The organism is Bradyrhizobium sp. USDA 4504, assembly GCF_054063995.1.
Genome location: NZ_JBSSGV010000001.1, coordinates 2,105,220 through 2,125,635, shown reverse-complemented (window position 1 = coordinate 2,125,635; position 20,416 = coordinate 2,105,220). Strand labels below are relative to the sequence as shown.

The window sequence follows — 20,416 nt, the reverse complement described above, 5'->3', positions numbered from 1 at the left end:
TGTAGCGGTTTTCGGAAAGATCATGCCCAAAATGATCCGCAAACTATGAGGGGCAAGAGCGAACCTGTTCAGCCTGGTCTTGCGTTCTGACTGGATCGTTCAGCCCCTCATTTCGCCTTTGCGAAATATGGAACCAGCCTCCCCGCGAATTGCGTGAAGCGCGCCGCGACCTTGTCGCCGATGGCAAGGTCGTTGTCGCCATGGGCCATCATGCGAAAGCCTTCGTCGGCATCGACAAGCACGATGTTGTAGGGCACATGCGCCCGCGCCTCCGGCGTCGCGGCGCGGCAGACCAGCGAGGTCGCATACACCGTCCCTGCCCCACTCGCGCGATGCTCGGCAAGATCTGGCGAACCGCATGCGGCGCAAAAGCTGCGGCGGAAATATTGCCGCGCGCCGCAGCCGTTGCAGGTCTGGTAGACGATGGCTTCAGTGCCCTTGGTCCAGTCCACGATCGGTCCGCTCATCGCACGCGCTCCAGGAACATGCTGACATGCGACGACAGCACGCCGCCATCGCCGTGCAGAAGCGCCACCGAGGCGTCGCGCACCTGACGATTTTCGGCGCGGCCGGTCATCTGCAGATGGGTCTCGATCAGATGCGCCATCGCGCCGCCGACGCCGCAATGGCCGTAGCTGAGCAGGCCGCCATGGGTGTTGAGCGGCATCTCGCCATCCTGATTGAAATAGCCGGCGCGCACCCGCGCCGCCGCCTCGCCGCGTCCGGCAAGGCCGAGATCCTCCAGCAGCATCGCGAGCGTGATCGTGAAGCTGTCATAGACCGCGGCGTAGCGCACGTCCGGGATCGCGACGCCCGCCGCCTGCTTCGCTTTCGCGATCGAAATCTCGGCGCCGAGTTCGCTCAGCGCAGGCGCTGCGGTGACGTGCTGATGGGTGTGTGCCTGGGCGCAGCCGCGGACGCGGACCTGCCGCTCGCCGGTCGGCTCGCGGCTGATCACACAGGCCGCACCGCCGTCCGACACCGGGCAGCAGTCGAGCAGCTTGAGCGGCATCGCCACGGGCTTGGAGGCCATCACGTCGGCAACCGTGATCGGCTCGTGGAATTGCGCGCCGGGATGCGTCAGCGCGTGCTTGCGCATCAGCACCGCGAACTCGGCGAGGTCTACCTGCGTGAGGCCGTATTCATGCATGTAGCGCGTTGCGACCAGGCCGTAATAGGCCGGGATCGTCGGCCCCAGCGTCACCTCGTAGTCGGGATGGCCGACCTGGGCCAGCGCCTGGATCGAGGCGTCCCGGCTCTGCCCGGTTAGCCGGTTCTCGCCGCCGACCACCAGCACGTGTTTTGCAACACCGGCGTCGACCAGGTGATGCGCCAGCATGGTCATCGCAAGCCCGGTGGCGCCGCCGACCTGCACGGCGTGCGCGTAAGCCGGGCGAATGCCGAAGTGCTCGGCGAAGACCGTGGCCAGCATGATGTGCGGCGAGACCGTGGAGTAGCCGCAGAGGATGCCGTCGATCTCGGAGCGCTTCAGCCCGGCATCCGAGATCGCAAGCTCGGCCGCCTTGCTCATCAGGTCGAGCGAGGACAAGCCCTCATGCTTGCCGTAGGACGTGAGGCCGACGCCGGTCACGAAGCTCATTTCAGCGCACCTATCTCAGAGCGTCATTCCGGGGCGATGCGAAGCATCGAACCCGGAATCTCGAGATTCCGGGTCTGGTCCTTCGGACCATCCCGGAATGACAACCTACAATGACTTGCGTCATCTCAATACGACTTCGGAAGGCCGAGCACCTTCTCGCCGATGAAGCTGAGGATCAGCTGTGGACTGATCGGCGCGATGCGCGGGATCAGCGATTCCCGCAAGTAGCGCTCGACGTGGTACTCCTTGGCGTAGCCGAAGCCGCCATGGGTCATCACCGCTTGCTCGCAGGCATGGAAGCCGGCTTCCGCCGCGAGATATTTTGCGGAGTTCGCCGCGGGGCCGCAGGGCAGGTTCTGGTCATACTGCCAGCCGGCGCGCAGCACCATCAGCCAGGCTGCCTCCAGTTCCATCCAGCACTTCGCCAGCGGATGCTGGATCGCCTGGTTCATGCCGATCGGCCGGTTGAACACGATGCGGCCCTTGGCATATTCCGACGCCCGCTTCAGCGCGATCTGGCCGAGGCCGACGGCTTCAGCCGCGATCAGGATGCGCTCGGGATTCATGCCGTGCAGGATGTATTCGAAGCCGCGGCCCTCCTCGCCGATACGGTCTTCGACCGGGATCTCGAAATTCTCGAAGAACAGCTCGTTGGAATCGACTGGCTTGCGGCCCATCTTCTCGATCTCGTGCACGGTGACGCGCTTGCGGTCGAAATCGGTGTAGAACAGGCTGAGGCCATGGGTCGGGCTGCGCACCTCCTCCAGCGGCGTGGTGCGCGCGAGCAGCAGGATCTTGTTGGCGACCTGGGCGGTCGAGATCCACACCTTCTGGCCGTTGACGATGTATTTGTCGCCCTGGCGCACCGCGCGGGTCTTGAGCTGCGTGGTGTTGAGGCCGGTGTTCGGCTCGGTCACCGCGAAGCAGGACTTGTCGCGGCCGTCGATGATCGGCGGCAGCATGCGCTGGCACTGCTCCTTGGTGCCGAACACCACCACCGGATTGAGCCCGAACACGTTCATATGCACCGCGGACGCGCCGGACATGCCGGCACCGGATTCGGAGATCGTGCGCATCATGATCGCGGCATCGGTGATGCCGAGCCCGGAGCCGCCATATTCCTCGGGGATGCAGATGCCGAGCCAGCCGGCATCGGCCAGCGCGCGGTGGAAGTCGGCCGGATAGCCGCCCTCCTTGTCCTTCTTCAGCCAGTAGGCTTCGTCAAAGCGCGAGCAGATCTTGGCGACGGCATCGCGGATCGATTCCTGGTTGGCGGAGAGTGCGAAATCCATCTGTCGTGCTCCTATGCCTGCACCGCTTTGGCCGCGCCGTCGCGCACCATCGCCGCGATCTCCTCGGTGGAGAAGCCTGCCTCCCGCAAAATCTCCGCGCTGTGCTCGCCGAGCCGTGGCGCCAGCCGGCTCGGCTCGACCTTGGTCTCCGACCACCGCGCCGACGGCGTCATGCTGCGGATCCGCCCCTCGGTCGGATGATCGACCACGGGGAAGACGCCGGTCGCGACCATATGCGGGTCCTCCAGCAGGCTCTCGAGATCGTGCATCGGCATTACCGGCACGTCGGCCTTTTCGAGGATCCCGTTCCACTCGGCGGTCGTCTTGGTCTGCAGGATGCGCGCGAGCTCGGCGTAGACGACATCGATATTGGTGGCGCGGCCGGCGAAGGTCGCGAATTTCGGATCGCTGCGCAGATCGTCGCGGCCGGTCGCCTTGAAGAAGTTCTCCCACTGCTTGTCGTTGTAGACGATCACGCAGATATAGCCGTCGAGCGTCTTGTATGGCCGCCGGTCCGGCGACAGATGGCGCGCATAGCCGCCCTTGTCGAGCGGCGGATCGTAGGTCAACCCGCCCATGTGATCGCCCATGACGAAGCCGGCCATGGTCTCGAACATCGGAATATCGACGCGTTGGCCCTGCCCGGTGCGATCGCGATGCACAAGGCTCGCACAGATCGCGCCGACCGCGGTGAGGCCGACGATGCGATCCACCAGCGCGTTCGGCACATAGCGCGGCACGCCGTCCGAGGTTTGCGCCATCAGCGCCGGCAGCGCGGTCGCGCCCTGGATCAGATCGTCATAGGCGGGCTTGGCGGCATAAGGTCCCTCCTGGCCGAAGCCGAACACGCCGGCATAGATCAGCCGCGGGTTGACCTTGGAAACGACGTCATAGCCGAGCTGCAGCCGCGCCATCGCCTGCGGGCGCACATTGTAGACCAGCACGTCGGCCTTCGCGATCAGCCGCAGCACCGCCTCGCGCCCCGCCGGCTTCTTCAGATCGAGGCAGACCGAGCGCTTGCTGCGATTGGTGTTGAGGAACACCGGTCCCATGCCGGGATGCCGCGTCGGACCGATCTGCCGCGTCACGTCGCCGTCGGGGGATTCCACCTTGATGACGTCGGCGCCGTAATCGCCCAGCATCTGCGTGGCGTAGGGTCCCATCAGCACGGTCGTCATGTCGACGACCTTGATACCCTGCAGTGGTCCCATCGTCTTGTTCGCTCCCGGATGTCGTGGTTATAGAGCTAGTAACGGGAGCTATTCCAAGAGATCAAGCTGCGCCGGGCGTATGGGCGTATGCATGGCTGCGGCCGGGCCGCTTCCGTGCGGCGGAACGCAGGCTGGGCAAAACGAAGCGTATTCACCGCCGCCCTTATGCCGGCGACTGCCCCGTCATCACCTCGCGCGCCTTCAGGAGCTTTTCCAGTTCCGCATTCTGCTGCTCGAGCCGCTCGGCGATGCGCTCCTCGACTTCGGCGCCGGCTGCGCCTGCGGCCTGCTCGATCAGCTGCCTGATATTGTCCCGGAGGATCGCGATGCGATCGTTCACTTCCGACAGCGACAGAGACGTCTCGATTCCCATGGTCCGTTCTCCCGGTGACAAGCACAGGCAGCTTAGCGCGGCGGGAGGTCCGGGCATATCCCTTAACCGCCTTAGTGACCCCAATCCCTACTGTGCATGGGGTTGTCTTCGATGTTTTCGATTCAACCCAGGCTCGCCCCGCTTTAGCCCATGCCTTTGGCCAGCATCTCCCGCAGCGCGGTCTTCAGCACCTTGCCGTAATTGTTCTTCGGCAGGGCATCGAGATAGACATAGCGCTTCGGCCGCTTGAAGCGGGCGATCGAGGCAAGGCAATGCGCGTCGAGCTTGCCGTCGTCGGCGGCGGCGCCGTCCGCGAGCACGACGCAGGCGACGACGATCTCGCCCCATTCCGGATCCGGCACACCGACGGCCGAGACCTCGCTGACATCGGGATGGGTCAGCAGGGCTTCCTCGACCTCGCGCGGATAGATGTTGGTGCCGCCGGAGATGATCACGTCCTTGGAGCGGTCCGACAGCGTGAGGAAGCCGTCGGCGTCGAGCCGGCCGACATCGCCGGTGCGCAGCCAGCCGTCCTTCAATGTCTCGGCATTGGCCTTCGGATTGTTCCAGTAGCCGAGCATCACGGTCGCGCCCTTGACCTCGATCTCGCCGGTCTCCCCGGGAGGCAGCGGCGTGCCGTCCTTGTCGGTGATGCGCACGGTGACGACGCTCTGCGCCAGCCCGACTGAAGCCAGCCGTTCGAGATAGCGCGGATGATCGCTCCGGGCGTGCCAGCCGCGCGACAGCGCCGTGATGGTCATCGGCGACTCGCCCTGGCCATAGATCTGCACGAAGCGCTGGCCCATCGTCGTCATCGCATCGGTGATGTCGGCCGTGTACATCGGACCACCGCCATAGATGATGGTGCGCAGCCCCTCGCCGTTCTCGCCGCGCTTCTTCGCGGCATCGACCAGGCGGCGCACCATCGTGGGGGCCGCGAACATCACGACATTGTCAAGCTGGCGGCCGAGGTTGAGCACCTCGTCAGGATCGAAGCCGCCGGACTCCGGCACGACGTGGCGGCCGCCCATCCGGACGTGCGGGAAATTGTAGAGGCCGGCGCCATGCGAGATCGGCGCGGCATAGAGCGAGGCATCGTGCGGCGTCGCCGGATCGACGTCGGCGAGATAGCACAGCGACATCGCGACCAGATTGCCGTGGCTGAGCATCACGCCCTTGGGACGGCCCGTGGTGCCCGATGTGTAGAACAGCCAGGCGAGATCGTTGTTTTCGCGCGGCAGCGGTGCAGGTGGCCCCTCGCCGCTTCGCATCGTCTTGTAAGCGTCGCTGTCGACCGACAGCGTGGTCATGCCGGCGGGGCAGTCGTCCTTCGCCTTGTTCAACGCACCGATCGTGTCATCGGAGACGAAGGCGAGCTCGGCACCGCCATTGCCGCAGATCCACGCCGCCTCGCGGCCGTGCAGCTTGGCGTTGATCGGGATCGCGGCGGCGCCGATCCACCAGATGCCGTAGAGGCATTCGAGATATTGCGTGCAGTTCGACGCAAACAGCGCGATGCGGTCGCCGGCGGCAATGCCGTGATCGCGCGCCAGCGCCGCCCCGATCGAGGCGGCGCGGCGGGCAAAGGTGGCGTAGTCGGCGTCGAGATCGAAACCGGTCAGCAGCGCCGGCGCGTCGGGACGCGCCCGTGCCGTCGCCGCCAGCCATTCGGCAATGTTCAAGCTACTTCGCCGGCTCGAGGATCGAGACGTAGTTGGCGACCGCGGCGCCGCCCATGTTGAAGATGCCGCCGATCTGCGGGTTCTTGAGCTGCATGCCCTCGGGCGCTTGCCCCGTGAGCTGCATCGCGCTCATCACATGCATGGAGACGCCGGTGGCGCCGATCGGGTGGCCCTTGGCCTTGAGGCCGCCGGACGGATTGACCGGCAGCTTGCCGTCCTTCTGGGTCCAGCCTTCCATGATCGCGCGCGCGCCCTGTCCCTTCGGCGTCAGGCCCATCGCTTCATATTCGATCAGCTCGGCGACGGTGAAGCAGTCATGGGTCTCGACGAAGGACAGGTCGGAGAGCTGCAGGCCGGCCTTCTGCAGCGCGCGCTGCCAGGCGGTGGTGCAGCCTTCGAACTGCAGGATGTCACGCTTGGACATCGGCAGGAAATCCTGCGCATGCGCGGTGGCACGGATGTTCACCGCCTTGCCCATGGTCTTGGCGGTCTCGGCATCGGTCAGCACCAGTGCCGCGGCGCCGTCCGAGACCAGCGAGCAGTCGGTGCGCTTCAAGGGACCGGCGACGAACGGGTTCTTGTCGCTCTCGGCGCGGCAGAACTCGAAGCCGAAATCCTTGCGCATCTGCGCATAGGGATTGGCGACGCCGTTCTTGTGGTTCTTGGCGGCGATCATCGCCAGCGCATCCGACTGGTCGCCGTATTTCTGGAAATAGGCCTGCGCGATCTTGCCGAACACGCCGGCAAAGCCGCCGACCGTGTCGCCGTCCTCGGGCAGATACGACGCCTTGAGCAGGTTCTTGCCGATCTCCGGGCCCGGCGTCTTCGTCATCTGCTCGACGCCGACCACCAGCACGATCTTCGCGGCGCCGGCTTCGATGGCGCGAATGCCCTGATGCACGGCGGCCGATCCGGTGGCGCAGGCATTCTCGACCCGGGTGGTCGGCTTGAAGCGCAGCGCCGGATTGGCCTGCAGTACCAGCGAGGCCGTAAAATCCTGCGGCGAGAAGCCGGCGTTGAAATGACCGAGCATAATTTCGTCGACATCGGACGCGGCGATGCCGGCGTCAGCCAGCGCCTCGTTGGCGACCTTGACCACGAGACCCTCGACGGTCTCCGCGTCGAACTTTCCGAATGGCGTGTGCGCCCAACCCACGATGCTGGCGGTCATGGCTGTATCTCCCTGTTCCTGTTCGGAGAGTTATGTAGCGTATCTTCAGGCGGCTTTCAGCGTTTTCATCGCCGTCGCGCACATGGCGGTTATGCCCGCCCAATTGGCGGCGCGGATATCGGCCGCGGGGCACAGCCAGGAACCGCCGACCGCCAGCACATTCGGTTCGGCGAGCCAGGTCACCGCATTGGCCTCGCTGACCCCGCCGGTCGGGCACACCCTGACCTGCGGAAATGGCCCGGCCAGAGCCCGCAGTGCCTTGATACCGCCCGCCTGCTCGGCCGGGAAGAATTTGACGACGTCGAAGCCGTGGGCCAGCGCCTGCATCAACTCGGAGGCGGTCGCGATCCCCGGCGCGAAGGGCAGCTGGCTGGAGGCTGCCGCCGCCAACAGCTCGGGCGTCGCACCCGGGCTGATGCCGAATTTGGCGCCCAGCGCCTCGGCGCGCATCAGGTCGTCACCATTGAGGATCGTGCCGATCCCGACGATTGCCTCCGGCACACCGGCGATGATGGCCCTGGCCGCGTCGACCGCGACCGCCGTCCGCAGCGTCACCTCGAGCGTCCGCACGCCGCCGGCGACCAGCGCCTTTGCAAGCGGCACCGCGTCCTCGAGCCGCTCGATGGTCAGCACCGGGATCACGGTGGCCTGACGGATCAGCTCGGCGATCCGGTCCTGCTTCGATGTCGTTGTCATTGCGAGGCCTTACGGGATGGTGGGAGACGAAGCGCCTTTTTCGGCGGCATGGCGTAGCGCGGAATGATCGCGCCGGGATAGCACACCACTACACCGGCCAGCCGATGGCCGGCGCGCGCCGCCTCCTCTGGCTCGGCGCCGCCGAGCCGCGCGGCGAGATAGGCGGCGGCAAAGCTGTCGCCGGCCGCGGTGGTATCGACCACCGGCTTGGTAAGCTGCTCCGCCTTCACCTCGCGCGTTCCGCCGGCCGAGCGCACGATGCAGGCCGGCTCGGCGAGCTTCAGCACCACCTCGGGGCTCGAGATGCCGGCCAGCAGCGCCGTGTTGCTCTCGCCGGGATAAAGCGGCGCCAGATCCTCGGTCGAGGCAAGCACGATATCGGCCGTCTCGAACGCGCTGCTGAAGACCTTCCGCGCGACGTTCAGGTCCGGCCAGCCGCGGGCGCGGAAATTGGTGTCGAACGCAAACCGCGTCCCCAACAGCCGCGCACGCTTCAGCGCCGCCAGCAATCGCTCCTGCCCGTCCTCGCGCAGGATCGAGAGCGTGATCGCCGAGAGATAGACGACGTCATAGGTCGCGAGTGAGTTCAGGATGTCTTCCGTTTCGGGCAGATCCATCAGGTCGCGGGCGGCGGCGCTGTCACGCCAGTGGAAGAAGCGCCGCTCGCCCTTGTCGTCGGTCTGGATCAGATAGAGGCCGGGCAGCTTGCCCGCCGATCGCGCGACATGCTTGGTGCCGATGCCTTCGCTCGCCCAGCCCGCGATCATCTCATCGCTCAGCGCATCATCGCCGAGCGCCGTGAAGTAATCGACGTGGATGCCGAGCCGGGACAGATAGACCGCGGTGTTGAGCGTGTCGCCGCCATAGGAGCGCGAATACAGCCCGCCGAGCTGGCCGCCAGGAGCCTGGCGCAGCTCGATCATGCATTCGCCGATGCTGGCAACTCTGGTCATCTCAAGCGCCGCGCTAAAGCGCGATGAAGCCTGGTTGAATCATCATCGCGCCTTAGCCCCTTGTCTGAGCATGATCTTCGCGCAAACGCGTTCCGCGTTTGTCGCGAGGGAAACCGCTTCGCACTTGTCCGGATCATGCTTTAGCTCGGACGTTGCTCAGGCGGCGAACTTGCCGCCGAGTTCGTCCTCGATATGGATCCGGATGATGTCGTCGAACGTCTTCTCGGCCGTGGTGAAGCCGAGCTTCAGCGCGCGGTCGGTGGCGAAATCGCGCGGCCAGCCCGAGACGATGCTGATGATGGTCGGATCGGGCACCCGCTTGATCCGCGCGGTGACGTTCTTGCCGGCGACGCGCTCCAGCGACGCGATCTGCTCGCCGACGGTGACGGACATCCCGGGCATGCTGAGATTGCGCCGCGGCCCCATCGCATTGAGATCCATCGTGCCGGCGTGAACCAGAAAGCCGACCGCCGATTTCGGCGAGGCGTGCCAGTGCCGGACGTCCTCGGAGACCGGCAGCACTGCCTCCTCGCCCGCCAGCGGCTCGCGGATGATATTCGAGAAGAAGCCGGACGCCGCCTTGTTCGGCTTGCCCGGACGCACGCAGATTGTCGGCAGGCGGATCGAGATCCCGTCGAGCAGACCCTTGCGGGTGTAGTCGTTGATCAGGAGCTCGCAGATCGACTTCTGCGTGCCATAGCTCGTCAGCGGCGTATGGAAGAACTCGTCGCCGATCTTCTCGGGGAACGGCGCGCCAAACACCGCGATCGAGGACGTGAACACCAGCCGCGGCTTGTAGCCGCCGCCGACGGCACGGATGGCGTCGATCAGATAGCGGGTGCCGTCGAGGTTGATCCGGTAGCCCTTGTCGAACTCGGCCTCGGCCTCGCCCGAGACGATCGCGGCGAGATGGAAGATCACCTCGGGACGCTCGGCGATCAGGGGCGCCGCGGCGCCGGCATCGGCGAAATCGGATGCGACCACATTGACCGGGATCGAGGCATTGGCGGGCTTGGCCGGCGCGACCACGTCCTGCAGCGTCATCCGGGTGATCTCTTGCTTGCCGAGGCGGCCCTCGCGCAAGAGACGCTCGGTCAGCTTGCGGCCGACCATGCCGGCGGCGCCCAGAATCAGAATGTGCACGACCCTGCTCCTTTTCTTGTCTTGTTCGAATTCAGCTGCGGGCCTTGCGCGCTCATTCCTTCACGGCACCCGTCATCGCCGAGACATAATGCTCTACGAAGAACGCGTAAAGAATAACCAGCGGCAGCGAGCCGCATAGCGCCCCTGCCATCAGGGACCCCCAGCGATAGATGTCACCGTCAACGAATTCGTTGACGATGGCGACCGGCACGGTCTTGTTCGGGGTCGATTGCAGGAACGTCAGCGCATAGATGAATTCGTTCCAGCACAGCGTGAAGCAGAAGATGAAGGCCGAGATCAGGCCGGGGACGGCGAGCGGCAGCACGATCTTGATCAGTATCTGCCAGCGGCTGGCGCCGTCGATCAGCGCGCATTCCTCGAGCTCGAACGGGATGGTCTTGAAATATCCCATCAACAGCCAGGTCGAGAACGGAATCAGGATCGTCGGATAGGTCAGGATCAGCGCCAGGGGCGAGTCGAACAGGCCGTACTGAAACACGACGGTCGCGAGCGGAATGAACAGGATCGACGGCGGCACCAGATAGGCCAGGAAGATCAGGCCGCCGACGACGTTGGCGCCCTTGTAGCGCAGCCGCACGATCGCATAGGCCGCGAGCACGCTCGCGATGATCGACAGCACGGTGGCGCCCACCGCCACATACATCGTGTTCCAGAGCCAATGCGGATAGTAGCTCTCGAACAGCAGCTTGTGGACGTGCTTGAAGGTCGGATTCCAGGTCCAGAACGGATTGTACTTGTCGAGATCGAGCAGTTGCTCGTCCGGCTTGATCGCCGTCAGCCCCATCCAATAGAACGGGAACAGCAGGATGATCACGATGATCGACAGCGGGATGTAGAGCGTCACGATCCGCCGCGGCACCGACTGCAGGTAGCTCATGCCCTCGCTGTTGTCGACGCGCGACGGCGTCGACAGGATGCTCTTGAGGTCGACCTTGGAGGCGGGAAGATCAGTCATTGCTCTCTCCCTGCTGCCACTTCCTGCGTTGCAGGCCGAACCATGACACCATGATCGCGGCGAGCAGGAACGGGATCATCGCGCTCGAGATCGCAGCGCCCTCGCCCAGCTGCCCCGCGATGATCGCGCGCTGATACGACAGCGTCGCCATCAAATGAGTGGCGTTGACCGGGCCGCCGCGCGTCATCGCCCAGATCAGCTGGAAGTCGGTGAAGGTGAACAGCACCGAGAACGTCATCACGACGGCGATGATCGGCGTCAGCAAGGGATAGGTGATGTAGCGGAACATCTGCCAGCGCGAGGCGCCATCCAACGTCGCCGCCTCATACAGCGACGGCTGCACGGTCTGCAGGCCCGCCAGCAGCGTGATCGCCACGAACGGTACGCCGCGCCAGATATTGGCGAAGATCACGCAGATCCGGGCCCAGGTGGTGTCGCCGAGGAAATTGATGTTCTGGGTGATCAGGCCGAGATGCTTGAGCGACCAGGAGATGATCGAGAACTGGGAATCGAAGATCCACCAGAACGCCAGCGCCGACAGCACGGTCGGCACGATGAAGGGGATCAGCACCGCGGCCCGCAACAGCGCCTTGAACGGCATGCGCTCGTTGAGCAGCAGCGCCAGATAGAGTCCGACCGCGAACTTCACGGCGCTCGCGATGAAGGTGTAGAGCAGCGTGTTGAAGACCGACAGCCAGAAGATGGCATCGTCCCACAACCATTCATAGTTCTCAGTGCCGATGAAATGACCGACGCGGCCGATGCGGGTGTCGGTGAAGGACAGCCAGATGCCGAGCCCGAGCGGATAGGCCAGGAAGAAGATCAGGAACGCCATCGCCGGCAACATGAACCAGAAGCCGAGCCAGTTCTTGTTGTGGCGGAGCTGATCCCAGGTGGTCGCTTCGCGGATTTCGGTTTTCGCACGTCGCGGCGCAAGGGCGATGTCAGCCATAGGCGATGTCCCGATTGCTCAACGGATTGAGCATGACTACGCAATATTCCAATGATGGCATTCCAATGATGACGCGGGCGGCGGCTCTCCGCCGCCCGCGGCCATCACATCAGCGATAGATGCGCTTCAGCTGCCGTTCGGCTTCCGCCATCGCGGCCTTGCCGTCCTTGGCACCGGTGCAGTAGTTCGCGAACATGTCGACCACAATGAAGTCGGCGATCGCGGTCGCGGCCTTCTCGCCGGGCGTGCCGATGCCGGAGGCCGGCAGCGCGCGCTTCGAGGCCTGGCCGAACACCGCGTTCTTCGGATCGGCGGTCCACACCGGAGCCGAGTCGTAGGCATTGAGCGTGTGGGTGAGATAACCCCGCGCGCCCGACAGCCACTTCTCGAAATTCTCCTTCTCCAGCATGAAGGCGATGAACGCCTTTGCCGCGTTCGGATATTTGCAGAAGTTGAAGGCGAGGATCGGAACCGCGAGTTGCAATTCGGTCGGCTTGCCGATCGAGCCGACCGGCCACAATGCGTGGTCGATGTCCTCGGCGAGCTCCTTCTTGCTCGGATCGTCCTTGGCCGCGACGTAGATCGAGATGCCGTTCGAGGTCAGGAACAGCTCGCCGGACAGGAAGGCCTTGTTGTTGGAGGAGTCGTTCCAGGACGCGACACCCGGAATGAAGGTCTCCGACAGCGCCTTGGCATATTCCAGCGCCTTCATCGTCTCCGGCGAGTTTATGATGACCTTGTCGTCCTTGTCGACAGTCCAGGCGTTGTGGCCCCAGAGGATGTTGTGCACCCAGGCATTGGCGTCGCCGGTGGCGTGGCCGAGCGCGAAGCCGGCCGGCGTGTTGTTCTTCTTCAGCGCCTTGCACAGTTCGAGATAGGCCGGGAAATCGGACGGCACCTGCTTGAAGCCGGCCTTCTCGACCGCCGACTTGCGATAGGTCAAATAGCCGCCGATGGTCGCGACGGGAATGCCGAGCCAGTCATTGCCCTGCTTGCAGGTTTTGGCCGCGGCTTCGGTCCAGCCGCCATACTTGTTGCCGAGATAATCGGCAACGTCGTTCATCTTGAGAACCTTGGTCGGGAACAGCTGCGGCAGCGTGTGCAGGCCCCAGGCGAGGTCGAGACCCGAGCCGGTGTTGGCGGCGACCGAGGCCTTCGGCTGCACGTCCTCGAAGGACTCGCTGAACACGTTCATCTCGGTGCCGGTTGCCGACTTGAAGGCCGCGACCATGGCGTTGAATGCATCGTCTTCCGCGGGCACGAAGCGCTTCCAGCGCATCACGGTGAGCTTGGCGCCGGGCTCCGCCTTCCAGGGCGCGCTCTGCGCCCAGGCCTTGGCGAAGTCAAACAGCGCCGGCCCGGTGAGCATGCCGGTTGCAGCCAGCGCCGTGCCGCCCTGAAGTAGCGAGCGGCGAGTAAAATCGTGCATCGTCCTTCTCCCTATGATTGTGTTTTTGTTGTTTTTGATCTGGCCTGTTGGTCGGCCATTAAGATCGATCGGTCCGTCAGCTGTTCAGTCGCTTCCCCGTCGAATCGTCGAACAGATGGACCAGCGACGGATCCGGCTTGAGCCGAACCTTGTCGCCCGGGTTGAACAGATGGCGCTCGCGGAACACGGCGACGACCTGCTCGCCGCCGAGCTTGGCGAACACCTGGGTCTCCGACCCGGTCGGCTCGACCACCACGATCTCGGCCTCGGCGCCGTCATCGGCAATGGTGAAATGCTCGGGCCGCACGCCGTAGACCGCGGGCTGGCCGTCGGAATTGGTCGGCGCCGATTTCAGCGGCAGCTTGACGCCGTTCGGTCCCTCGAAATAGGCGGCGCCGTTCACCTTCACATTGCCCTTGAGGAAATTCATCGCCGGCGAACCGATGAAACCGGCCACGAACTGGTTCGCCGGCGTGTCATAGAGTTCGAGCGGCGAGCCCATCTGCTCGACGATGCCGTCATGCATCACGACGATCTTGTCGGCCATCGTCATGGCCTCGATCTGGTCGTGGGTGACGTAGACGGTCGTGGTCTTCAGCCGCTGGTGCAGTTCCTTGATCTCGGTGCGCATTGCAACACGCAGCTTGGCGTCGAGGTTCGACAGCGGCTCGTCGAACAGGAACACCTGGGGATCGCGCACGATGGCGCGGCCCATCGCGACGCGCTGGCGCTGGCCGCCCGAAAGCTGGCGGGGATAGCGCTCGAGCAGCGGCGTAAGCGCAAGGATTTCCGCGGCGCGCTTGACGCCGGTCGAGATCTCCTCGGGCTTGGCGCCGCGCAGCTTGAGCGAGAAGCCCATGTTGTCGGCGACCGTCATGTGCGGGTAGAGCGCGTAGTTCTGGAACACCATCGCAATGTCGCGCTCTTTGGGCTGGACATTGTTGACGACGCGGTCGCCGATCGAGATCGTGCCGGAGGTGATGTTCTCGAGCCCCGCCAGCATGCGCAGCAGGGTCGACTTGCCGCAGCCGGAGGGGCCGACCAGAACGACGAACTCGCCGTCCTCGATCGGGATCGACACGCCGTGCAGGACCTCAAAATTGCCGAACGATTTCCGCACGTCGCGAATCTGGACCGACGACATCCACTTCCCTCCCTCAAGTTCCCGACGACGTACGACGAGTGCCGCCACCGCTCTGTTTTGTTCCGGCCGCGCTGGGTGCGCGGCGCTGTTGGACTGACGTTATTGTCCGCAGTTTATCCGGTTTTGGCAATCGTTCGATAGCAATCGCTTGGTAGCGCTGTCAATATCAGTTTGTCTGCGACGAACGTCGTGATATGAGCGGCAAATGGCCCGAAAGCGCATCACGCCAGGCAAGATCCGGCTCGCCGAAGTCGCGAAGCTCGCCGGTGTCAGTCCGATTACAGCCTCACGGTTCTTCAGGAATCCGGAAGCACTTTCGGCCGGCAAGCGCGCGCGGGTCGATAGTGCGGCAAAAGAACTCGGTTACGTGCCCAATCTCGCGGCACGCGCGCTTGCGTCGCAGCGCACCGAGGTGATCGGTGTCCTGATCCCGTCGCTGACCAACAACGTGTTCTCCGACGTGCTGCGCGGCATCTATGACGCGCTCGACGGCAGCCGCTACAGCATTCAGCTCGCCAACACCCGCTACAGCATCCTGCAGGAAGAGCGCCTGCTGCGTCTGTTTCTGGCACAGAAGCCGGCCGGGCTGATCATTACCGGCATCAACCAGACCGCCGATTCCCGCCGCATCATGGAGACGGTCGATTGTCCGATCGTCCAGATCATGGAGGTCGGTCCCTCCCCGATCGACATGATGATCGGATTCTCGCATTTTGACGCCGCAAAAGCCGCCATCGCCCACCTGCTGGCGCAGAGCTACCGGCGGATCGGATTCCTCGGCGCGCGGATGGATCCGCGGGTGCAGCGCCGGCTCGACGGCTATCGCTCCGCGATGACCGACGCTGGGCTGTTCGATCCACAGCTTATTGTGACAACGGCGATCCCGACCTCGGTCACGCTCGGCGGCACGCTGTTTGCCGACCTGCTCGCCAAGGCGCCCGACATCGACGCCGTGTTCTGCGTCAATGACGACCTTGCGCTCGGCGCGCTGTTCGAATGCAAGCGGCGGCACATGGCAGTGCCGGAGCAGATGGCGATCGTCGGCTTCAATGACCTCGAATTCATGGCGTCGAGCGAGCCGACCTTGAGCAGCGTGCGTACCAACCGCTACGAAATGGGCAGAAACGCTGCCGTGATGGTGATCGAGACGCTGGAAGGGCGCCGGCCGACCGAACCCGTCGTCGATCTCGGCTTCAGTGTCATGGAACGGCAAAGCTCGGCGCGACGCAATTGACGTCGCCCGGCAGCTGCCTGTCATAAGGGACGCGAAAATGATAAAATGATAGCGCAACCAAGACCCTTCAACTAAGGTCCAATCCATCACACGAAACACCTGTGCGTGATCGGTCGGGTTTGTAATGCATGACGATTTGCGCAAGGTAGAAACGACCTTGAACCAGAGCCCTTGAATGGGCCCACAAGTTTGCATTGCGGGAGAAACCAATGACAAAACCCCCCACCAACGGGCACGACGCCGCAGGCGCGACCAGCAAGGGCAAGGGCCGCAGGCTCCGCTCCCAGGAATGGTTCGACAACCCGCACAATCCGGGCATGACCGCGCTCTATCTCGAGCGCTATCTCAATTACGGCCTGACGCGAGAGGAATTGCAGTCGGGTAAGCCGATCATCGGCATCGCGCAGACCGGCAACGACCTCTCGCCCTGCAATCGGCATCACCTCGAGCTCGCACACCGCGTCCGCGAGGGCATCCGCGCCGCCGGCGGCATCGCGATGGAGTTTCCGACCCATCCGATCCAGGAGACCGGCAAGCGCCCGACTGCGGCGCTCGACCGCAACCTCGCCTATCTCGGCCTGGTCGAGGTGCTGTTCGGCTATCCGCTCGACGGCGTGGTGCTGACCACCGGCTGCGACAAGACCACGCCGGCCTGCATGATGGCGGCGGCGACCGTCAACCTGCCGGCGATCGTGCTGTCGGGCGGCCCGATGCTGAACGGCTGGCACGAGGGCCAGCGCACCGGCTCCGGCACCGTGGTGTGGAAGGCGCGCGAACGGCTCGCCGCCGGCGAGATCGACTATGAGCAATTCATCGAGATCGTGGCCTCTTCGGCCCCCTCGGTCGGCCACTGCAACACGATGGGCACCGCCTCCACCATGAACTCGCTCGCGGAAGCGCTCGGCTTCTCGCTGCCGGGCTGCGCGGCGATCCCGGCGCCGTATCGCGAGCGCGGCCAGATCGCCTACGAGACCGGCAAGCGCATCGTCGACATGGTCTGGGAGGATTTGAAGCCGTCGGACTTCCTGACGCGCGAGGCGTTCGAGAACTGCATCGTGGTCAACTCCGCGATCGGCGGCTCGACCAATGCGCCGATCCATATCAATGCGTTGGCGCGCCATGTCGGCGTCGAGCTGTCGATCGACGACTGGCAGAAATACGGCCATGACGTCCCGCTGCTGGTGAACATGCAGCCGGCCGGCTTCTATCTCGGCGAGGAATATCACCGCGCCGGCGGCGTGCCCTCGGTGGTGCGCGAGCTGATCAAGCACAAGCGCATCCACGAAGGCGCCCTCACCGTCAACGGCCGCACCATGGGCGAGAATTGCAAGGAAGCACCTGCGCCCGACGGCGACGTGATCTGGGGCTACGACAAGCCGCTGGTGAAGGACGCCGGCTTCATCGTGCTGCGCGGCAATCTCTTTGATTCCGCGATCATGAAGACCAGCGTGATCTCGAAGGAATTCCGCGACCGCTATCTGTCCAACCCGAAGGACCTCAATGCCTTCGAGGGCCGCGCCATCGTGTTCGAGGGGCCGGAGGATTATCACAACCGTATCGAGGATCCCGCGCTCGACATCGATGAGCACTGCGTCCTGTTCGTCCGCGGCACCGGCCCGATCGGCTATCCCGGCGGCGCCGAGGTGGTGAACATGCAGCCGCCCGCCGCGCTGATCAAACGCGGCATCCTGTCCCTGCCCTGCATCGGCGACGGAAGGCAGTCCGGCACCTCGGGCTCGCCCTCGATCCTCAACGCCTCGCCCGAGGCCGCCGCCGATGGCGGGCTCGCAATCCTGAGGACTGGCGACAAGGTGCGCATCGACCTCAACAAGGGCAGCGCCAACATCATGATCTCGGAGGATGAGCTGCGCACCCGCCGCGCCGAGCTGAAGGCCAAGGGCGGCTTCCCGCATCCGGCCAACCAGACGCCGTGGCAGGAGCTCTACCGCAAGACCGTCGGCCAGCACGCGACCGGCGCCTGTCTCGAGCTCGCGACGCGCTACCACGACATCGCCGGCAAGGTCGGCGTGGCGCGCGACAATCATTAGGACGCAAACCGTCATTGCCGGGCGCGGCCCGGCAATCCATCGTTCTTCGAAAGATGGATGCGCGGGTCAAGCCCGCGCATGACTGCCAATCGCCAAAGAAGGAAGAAACGCATGTCAGACCGCCTGAAGGGCAAACGCGCATTCGTAACCGCAGCGGCCGTCGGCATCGGCCGCGCCTGCGCGCTGGCCTTTGCCCGCGAGGGCGCGAGCGTGTTCGCGACCGATATCGACGAAGGCAAGCTTGCGCTGCTCAGGCAGGAAGGCGCCGCCGAGGTTGCGAAGCTCGACGTGCGCGACACCGCAGCGGTCGAGGCAATCGCAAAGCGCGCCGGCAAGACCGACATCCTGCTCAATGCCGCGGGCTTCGTGCATCACGGCACGGTGCTGGAGTGTTCGGACGACGACTGGGACTTCTCCTTCGACCTCAACGTCAAGTCGATGCACCGCACCACGCGCGCTTTCCTGCCGGGCATGCTGGCGCAGGGCGGCGGTGCCATCGTCAACATCGCCTCCGCCGCCGGCGCGGTGAAGGCGGCGCCGAACCGCTACGTCTATAGCGCCACCAAGGCCGCGGTCGCGGCACTGACGCGCTCGGTCGCGGCCGACTTCATCACCAAGGGCATCCGCTGCAACTGCATCTGCCCCGGCACCATCGAGACACCTTCGATGCTTGAGCGTGCGGCGGCTGCCGGCCCGCAGGGACGCGAGATGTTCGTTGCGCGCCAGCCGATGGGCCGGCTCGGCACCGCCGAGGAAATCGCCGCGCTCGCCGTCTATCTCGCCAGCGACGAAAGCTCGTTCACCACAGGCGTCGCCCATGTCATCGACGGCGGCTGGACGCTTTAATCGGGAGGCAGCATGAACAAGATCGATCTCAACGGCCGCTGTGCCGTCGTCACCGGCGGCGCGCAGGGATTTGGCCGCGCCATCACCGAGCGCTTTGTCGCGTCGGGCGCCAAGGTCGCGATCTGGGATTTCGACCAGCCGCTGGCCGAGAAGACCGCGCGGGCGATCGGCGAGAACGTGATCGCGATCAAGACCGACGTCACCAATCCCGACGCGGTCGACGCCGCGCGCGATCAAACGCTGCGGGCGTTCGGCAAGATCGACATTCTCGTCAACAACGCCGGCATCACCGGAGCCAACAAGCCGGTATGGGAAACCGATCTCGAGGATTGGCGCCGGGTGATGCGCATCAATCTCGAGGGGCCCTTCATCTGCTGCAAGGCGATCGTGCCGACCATGATCGGCCGGAAGTACGGCCGCATCGTCAACATCGCCTCGATCGCCGGCAAGGAGGGCAATCCGAACGCCGCGCATTATTCGTCGTCGAAGGCGGGCCTGATCGCGCTCACCAAATCGCTCGGCAAGGAGCTCGCGCAGCACGACATCCTGGTCAATGCGGTGACGCCGGCCGCGGCGAAGACCGCGATCTTCGACCAGATGACCCAGCAGCACATCGATTTCATGCTGTCGAAGATCCCGAAGGCCCGCTTCGTCCAGGTCGAGGAGCTCGCCTCGATGGTGGCATGGCTGGCGTCGGAGGATTGCGCCTTCTCCACCGGCGCGGTGTTCGACATCTCCGGCGGCCGCGCGACCTATTAAACCGCCGCTCGCCTCGCCGGCTGCCGAAGCGCCGCGACGAGATGATCGGCCAGGAGTGACGCCGCGTGCGGCAGGTTTTGCGCGCGATGCAGCCGTATCTCGGCCCGCGGCAGCAGGGGCATGCCGTCGCGCGCGGTCAGCCGACGCAGCGTCGGCGGAAACGTCCCCGACTTGACCACGGTCACGGCGAGGCCCTGCGCCGCGATCGCCTCGACCGCGGACAGGCTGTGGCTGACAAAGGCGAGCCGCCACGGCCGGTTCGCCTCGTCCAGCGCCTGCATCGCCCAGCTCCGGAACAGGCAGCCCTGCGGATAGAGCGCGACGGGCAGCGGATCGAGCTCCTCGACGCGATGCGCAGCGCTCGCGGCCCACACCGCCTGCTCGGTGCGCAGCAACTCGCCCTCGCCGCGTCCCTCGGGGTGCATCGCGATCACGAGGTCATAGGCTTCGCCGAGCCGATCGGTCATCGTCGACGTCAACCCGGTCTCCATCTCGAGATGGATCAGCGGATAGCTGGCGATGAAGTCCTTGAGCAGCGGCGGGACGATCATCGTCCCATAGTCGTCCATCACGCCAAGGCGAACCCGTCCATCCGTGCCATGCTCGCGCACCCGGCCGACCGCCTCCGCGTTGAGGCTCAGGATGCGGCGGGCATAACCGAGCAATCCCTCGCCGGCTGCACTCAGGTCGACACTGGACGTGCTGCGGTGAAACAGTTCGGCCTGCAGTCGCTCTTCCAGCCGCTTCACCTGCATGCTGACGGCGGATTGGGTCCGGTTCAGCGCTGAGGCCGCGCGGGTGAAGGAGCGATGCTCCGCCACCGCGACAAAGGCCTGCAGAAGATCCGGGTCCAGGATGGGCGCGCTCATAACGATCCGTGATTTAGTCGATCAAATCTATTCCATTT

General features: G+C 64.8%; 19 protein-coding genes. 4 read left to right on the top strand and 15 right to left on the bottom strand.

The window, feature by feature from the left end; translation table 11 throughout:
* Positions 1–107: 107 nt before the first annotated feature.
* The 14 genes from ACVMB1_RS09365 to ACVMB1_RS09300 all read right to left on the bottom strand — a co-directional run bounded on the left by ACVMB1_RS09365 (position 108) and on the right by ACVMB1_RS09300 (position 14,622).
* Positions 108–467: a Zn-ribbon domain-containing OB-fold protein gene (locus tag ACVMB1_RS09365; RefSeq protein WP_076826541.1), complete on the bottom strand. Its 360-nt coding sequence runs from the start codon at positions 465–467 to the stop codon at positions 108–110.
* A complete protein-coding gene (locus tag ACVMB1_RS09360; protein WP_076826540.1) occupies positions 464–1,600 on the bottom strand; it encodes a thiolase family protein in 1,137 nt (378 codons plus the stop codon). The genes ACVMB1_RS09365 and ACVMB1_RS09360 overlap by 4 nt, the downstream gene beginning before the upstream one ends.
* Positions 1,601–1,725: 125 nt before the next feature.
* Positions 1,726–2,892: an acyl-CoA dehydrogenase family protein gene (locus tag ACVMB1_RS09355; RefSeq protein ID WP_028344637.1), complete on the bottom strand. Its 1,167-nt coding sequence runs from the start codon at positions 2,890–2,892 to the stop codon at positions 1,726–1,728.
* An 11-nt stretch (positions 2,893–2,903) separates the two neighbouring features.
* Positions 2,904–4,103, bottom strand: coding sequence for a CaiB/BaiF CoA transferase family protein (locus ACVMB1_RS09350; protein ID WP_057019740.1), 1,200 nt, complete (start codon positions 4,101–4,103; stop codon positions 2,904–2,906).
* A gap of 163 nt (positions 4,104–4,266) precedes the next feature.
* A complete protein-coding gene (locus ACVMB1_RS09345) occupies positions 4,267–4,476 on the bottom strand; it encodes a hypothetical protein (protein ID WP_057019739.1) in 210 nt (69 codons plus the stop codon).
* 143 nt (positions 4,477–4,619) lie between these two features.
* The gene (locus tag ACVMB1_RS09340) at positions 4,620–6,158 is read right to left on the bottom strand and encodes a class I adenylate-forming enzyme family protein (RefSeq protein WP_141339952.1); all 1,539 of its coding nucleotides are present in this window, start codon (positions 6,156–6,158) and stop codon (positions 4,620–4,622) included.
* A gap of 1 nt (position 6,159) precedes the next feature.
* Positions 6,160–7,329 carry an acetyl-CoA acetyltransferase gene (locus ACVMB1_RS09335; protein ID WP_028344634.1) on the bottom strand — a complete coding sequence of 390 codons (1,170 nt, stop codon included), beginning with the start codon at positions 7,327–7,329 and terminating at the stop codon, positions 6,160–6,162.
* Positions 7,330–7,374: 45 nt separating this feature from the next.
* Positions 7,375–8,025: a bifunctional 4-hydroxy-2-oxoglutarate aldolase/2-dehydro-3-deoxy-phosphogluconate aldolase gene (gene eda / locus ACVMB1_RS09330; RefSeq protein WP_076826536.1), complete on the bottom strand. Its 651-nt coding sequence runs from the start codon at positions 8,023–8,025 to the stop codon at positions 7,375–7,377.
* A complete protein-coding gene (locus ACVMB1_RS09325) occupies positions 8,022–8,978 on the bottom strand; it encodes a sugar kinase (RefSeq protein ID WP_057019736.1) in 957 nt (318 codons plus the stop codon). Before ACVMB1_RS09325 ends, eda begins: the two co-directional genes overlap by 4 nt.
* Positions 8,979–9,134: 156 nt before the next feature.
* Positions 9,135–10,121 (bottom strand): D-erythronate dehydrogenase, encoded by a 987-nt coding sequence (gene denD, locus ACVMB1_RS09320; RefSeq protein ID WP_028344631.1) that lies wholly within the window; start codon positions 10,119–10,121, stop codon positions 9,135–9,137.
* A 52-nt stretch (positions 10,122–10,173) separates the two neighbouring features.
* Positions 10,174–11,097 carry a carbohydrate ABC transporter permease gene (locus ACVMB1_RS09315; protein WP_057019735.1) on the bottom strand — a complete coding sequence of 308 codons (924 nt, stop codon included), beginning with the start codon at positions 11,095–11,097 and terminating at the stop codon, positions 10,174–10,176.
* Entirely contained in the window at positions 11,090–12,049 is a 960-nt protein-coding gene (locus ACVMB1_RS09310; protein ID WP_057019734.1) for a carbohydrate ABC transporter permease, read from the bottom strand. Before ACVMB1_RS09310 ends, ACVMB1_RS09315 begins: the two co-directional genes overlap by 8 nt.
* A gap of 109 nt (positions 12,050–12,158) precedes the next feature.
* Complete coding sequence (locus ACVMB1_RS09305; RefSeq protein WP_057019733.1) at positions 12,159–13,478, bottom strand: ABC transporter substrate-binding protein; 1,320 nt, start codon at positions 13,476–13,478, stop codon at positions 12,159–12,161.
* A 76-nt stretch (positions 13,479–13,554) separates the two neighbouring features.
* Positions 13,555–14,622: an ABC transporter ATP-binding protein gene (locus ACVMB1_RS09300; protein WP_456848507.1), complete on the bottom strand. Its 1,068-nt coding sequence runs from the start codon at positions 14,620–14,622 to the stop codon at positions 13,555–13,557.
* 205 nt (positions 14,623–14,827) lie between these two features.
* Between ACVMB1_RS09300 and gntR the strand changes: the two genes are divergently transcribed.
* The 4 genes from gntR to ACVMB1_RS09280 all read left to right on the top strand — a co-directional run bounded on the left by gntR (position 14,828) and on the right by ACVMB1_RS09280 (position 19,509).
* Positions 14,828–15,856, top strand: a complete 1,029-nt coding sequence (gntR, locus tag ACVMB1_RS09295) for an HTH-type transcriptional regulator GntR (RefSeq protein ID WP_076826532.1) — start codon at positions 14,828–14,830, stop codon at positions 15,854–15,856.
* Positions 15,857–16,065: 209 nt separating this feature from the next.
* On the top strand, positions 16,066–17,904 hold the full coding sequence (locus tag ACVMB1_RS09290) for an IlvD/Edd family dehydratase (protein WP_141339954.1): 1,839 nt from the start codon (positions 16,066–16,068) through the stop codon (positions 17,902–17,904).
* Between the two features lie 111 nt (positions 17,905–18,015).
* Positions 18,016–18,750 (top strand): SDR family oxidoreductase, encoded by a 735-nt coding sequence (locus ACVMB1_RS09285; RefSeq protein WP_076826529.1) that lies wholly within the window; start codon positions 18,016–18,018, stop codon positions 18,748–18,750.
* 12 nt (positions 18,751–18,762) lie between these two features.
* The gene (locus tag ACVMB1_RS09280) at positions 18,763–19,509 is read left to right on the top strand and encodes an SDR family NAD(P)-dependent oxidoreductase (protein WP_076826527.1); all 747 of its coding nucleotides are present in this window, start codon (positions 18,763–18,765) and stop codon (positions 19,507–19,509) included.
* Here ACVMB1_RS09280 and ACVMB1_RS09275 read toward each other — a convergent pair.
* Complete coding sequence (locus ACVMB1_RS09275) at positions 19,506–20,378, bottom strand: LysR substrate-binding domain-containing protein (RefSeq protein ID WP_076826525.1); 873 nt, start codon at positions 20,376–20,378, stop codon at positions 19,506–19,508. The two genes, ACVMB1_RS09280 and ACVMB1_RS09275, sit on opposite strands and share 4 nt — an antisense overlap.
* Positions 20,379–20,416: the final 38 nt, after the last annotated feature.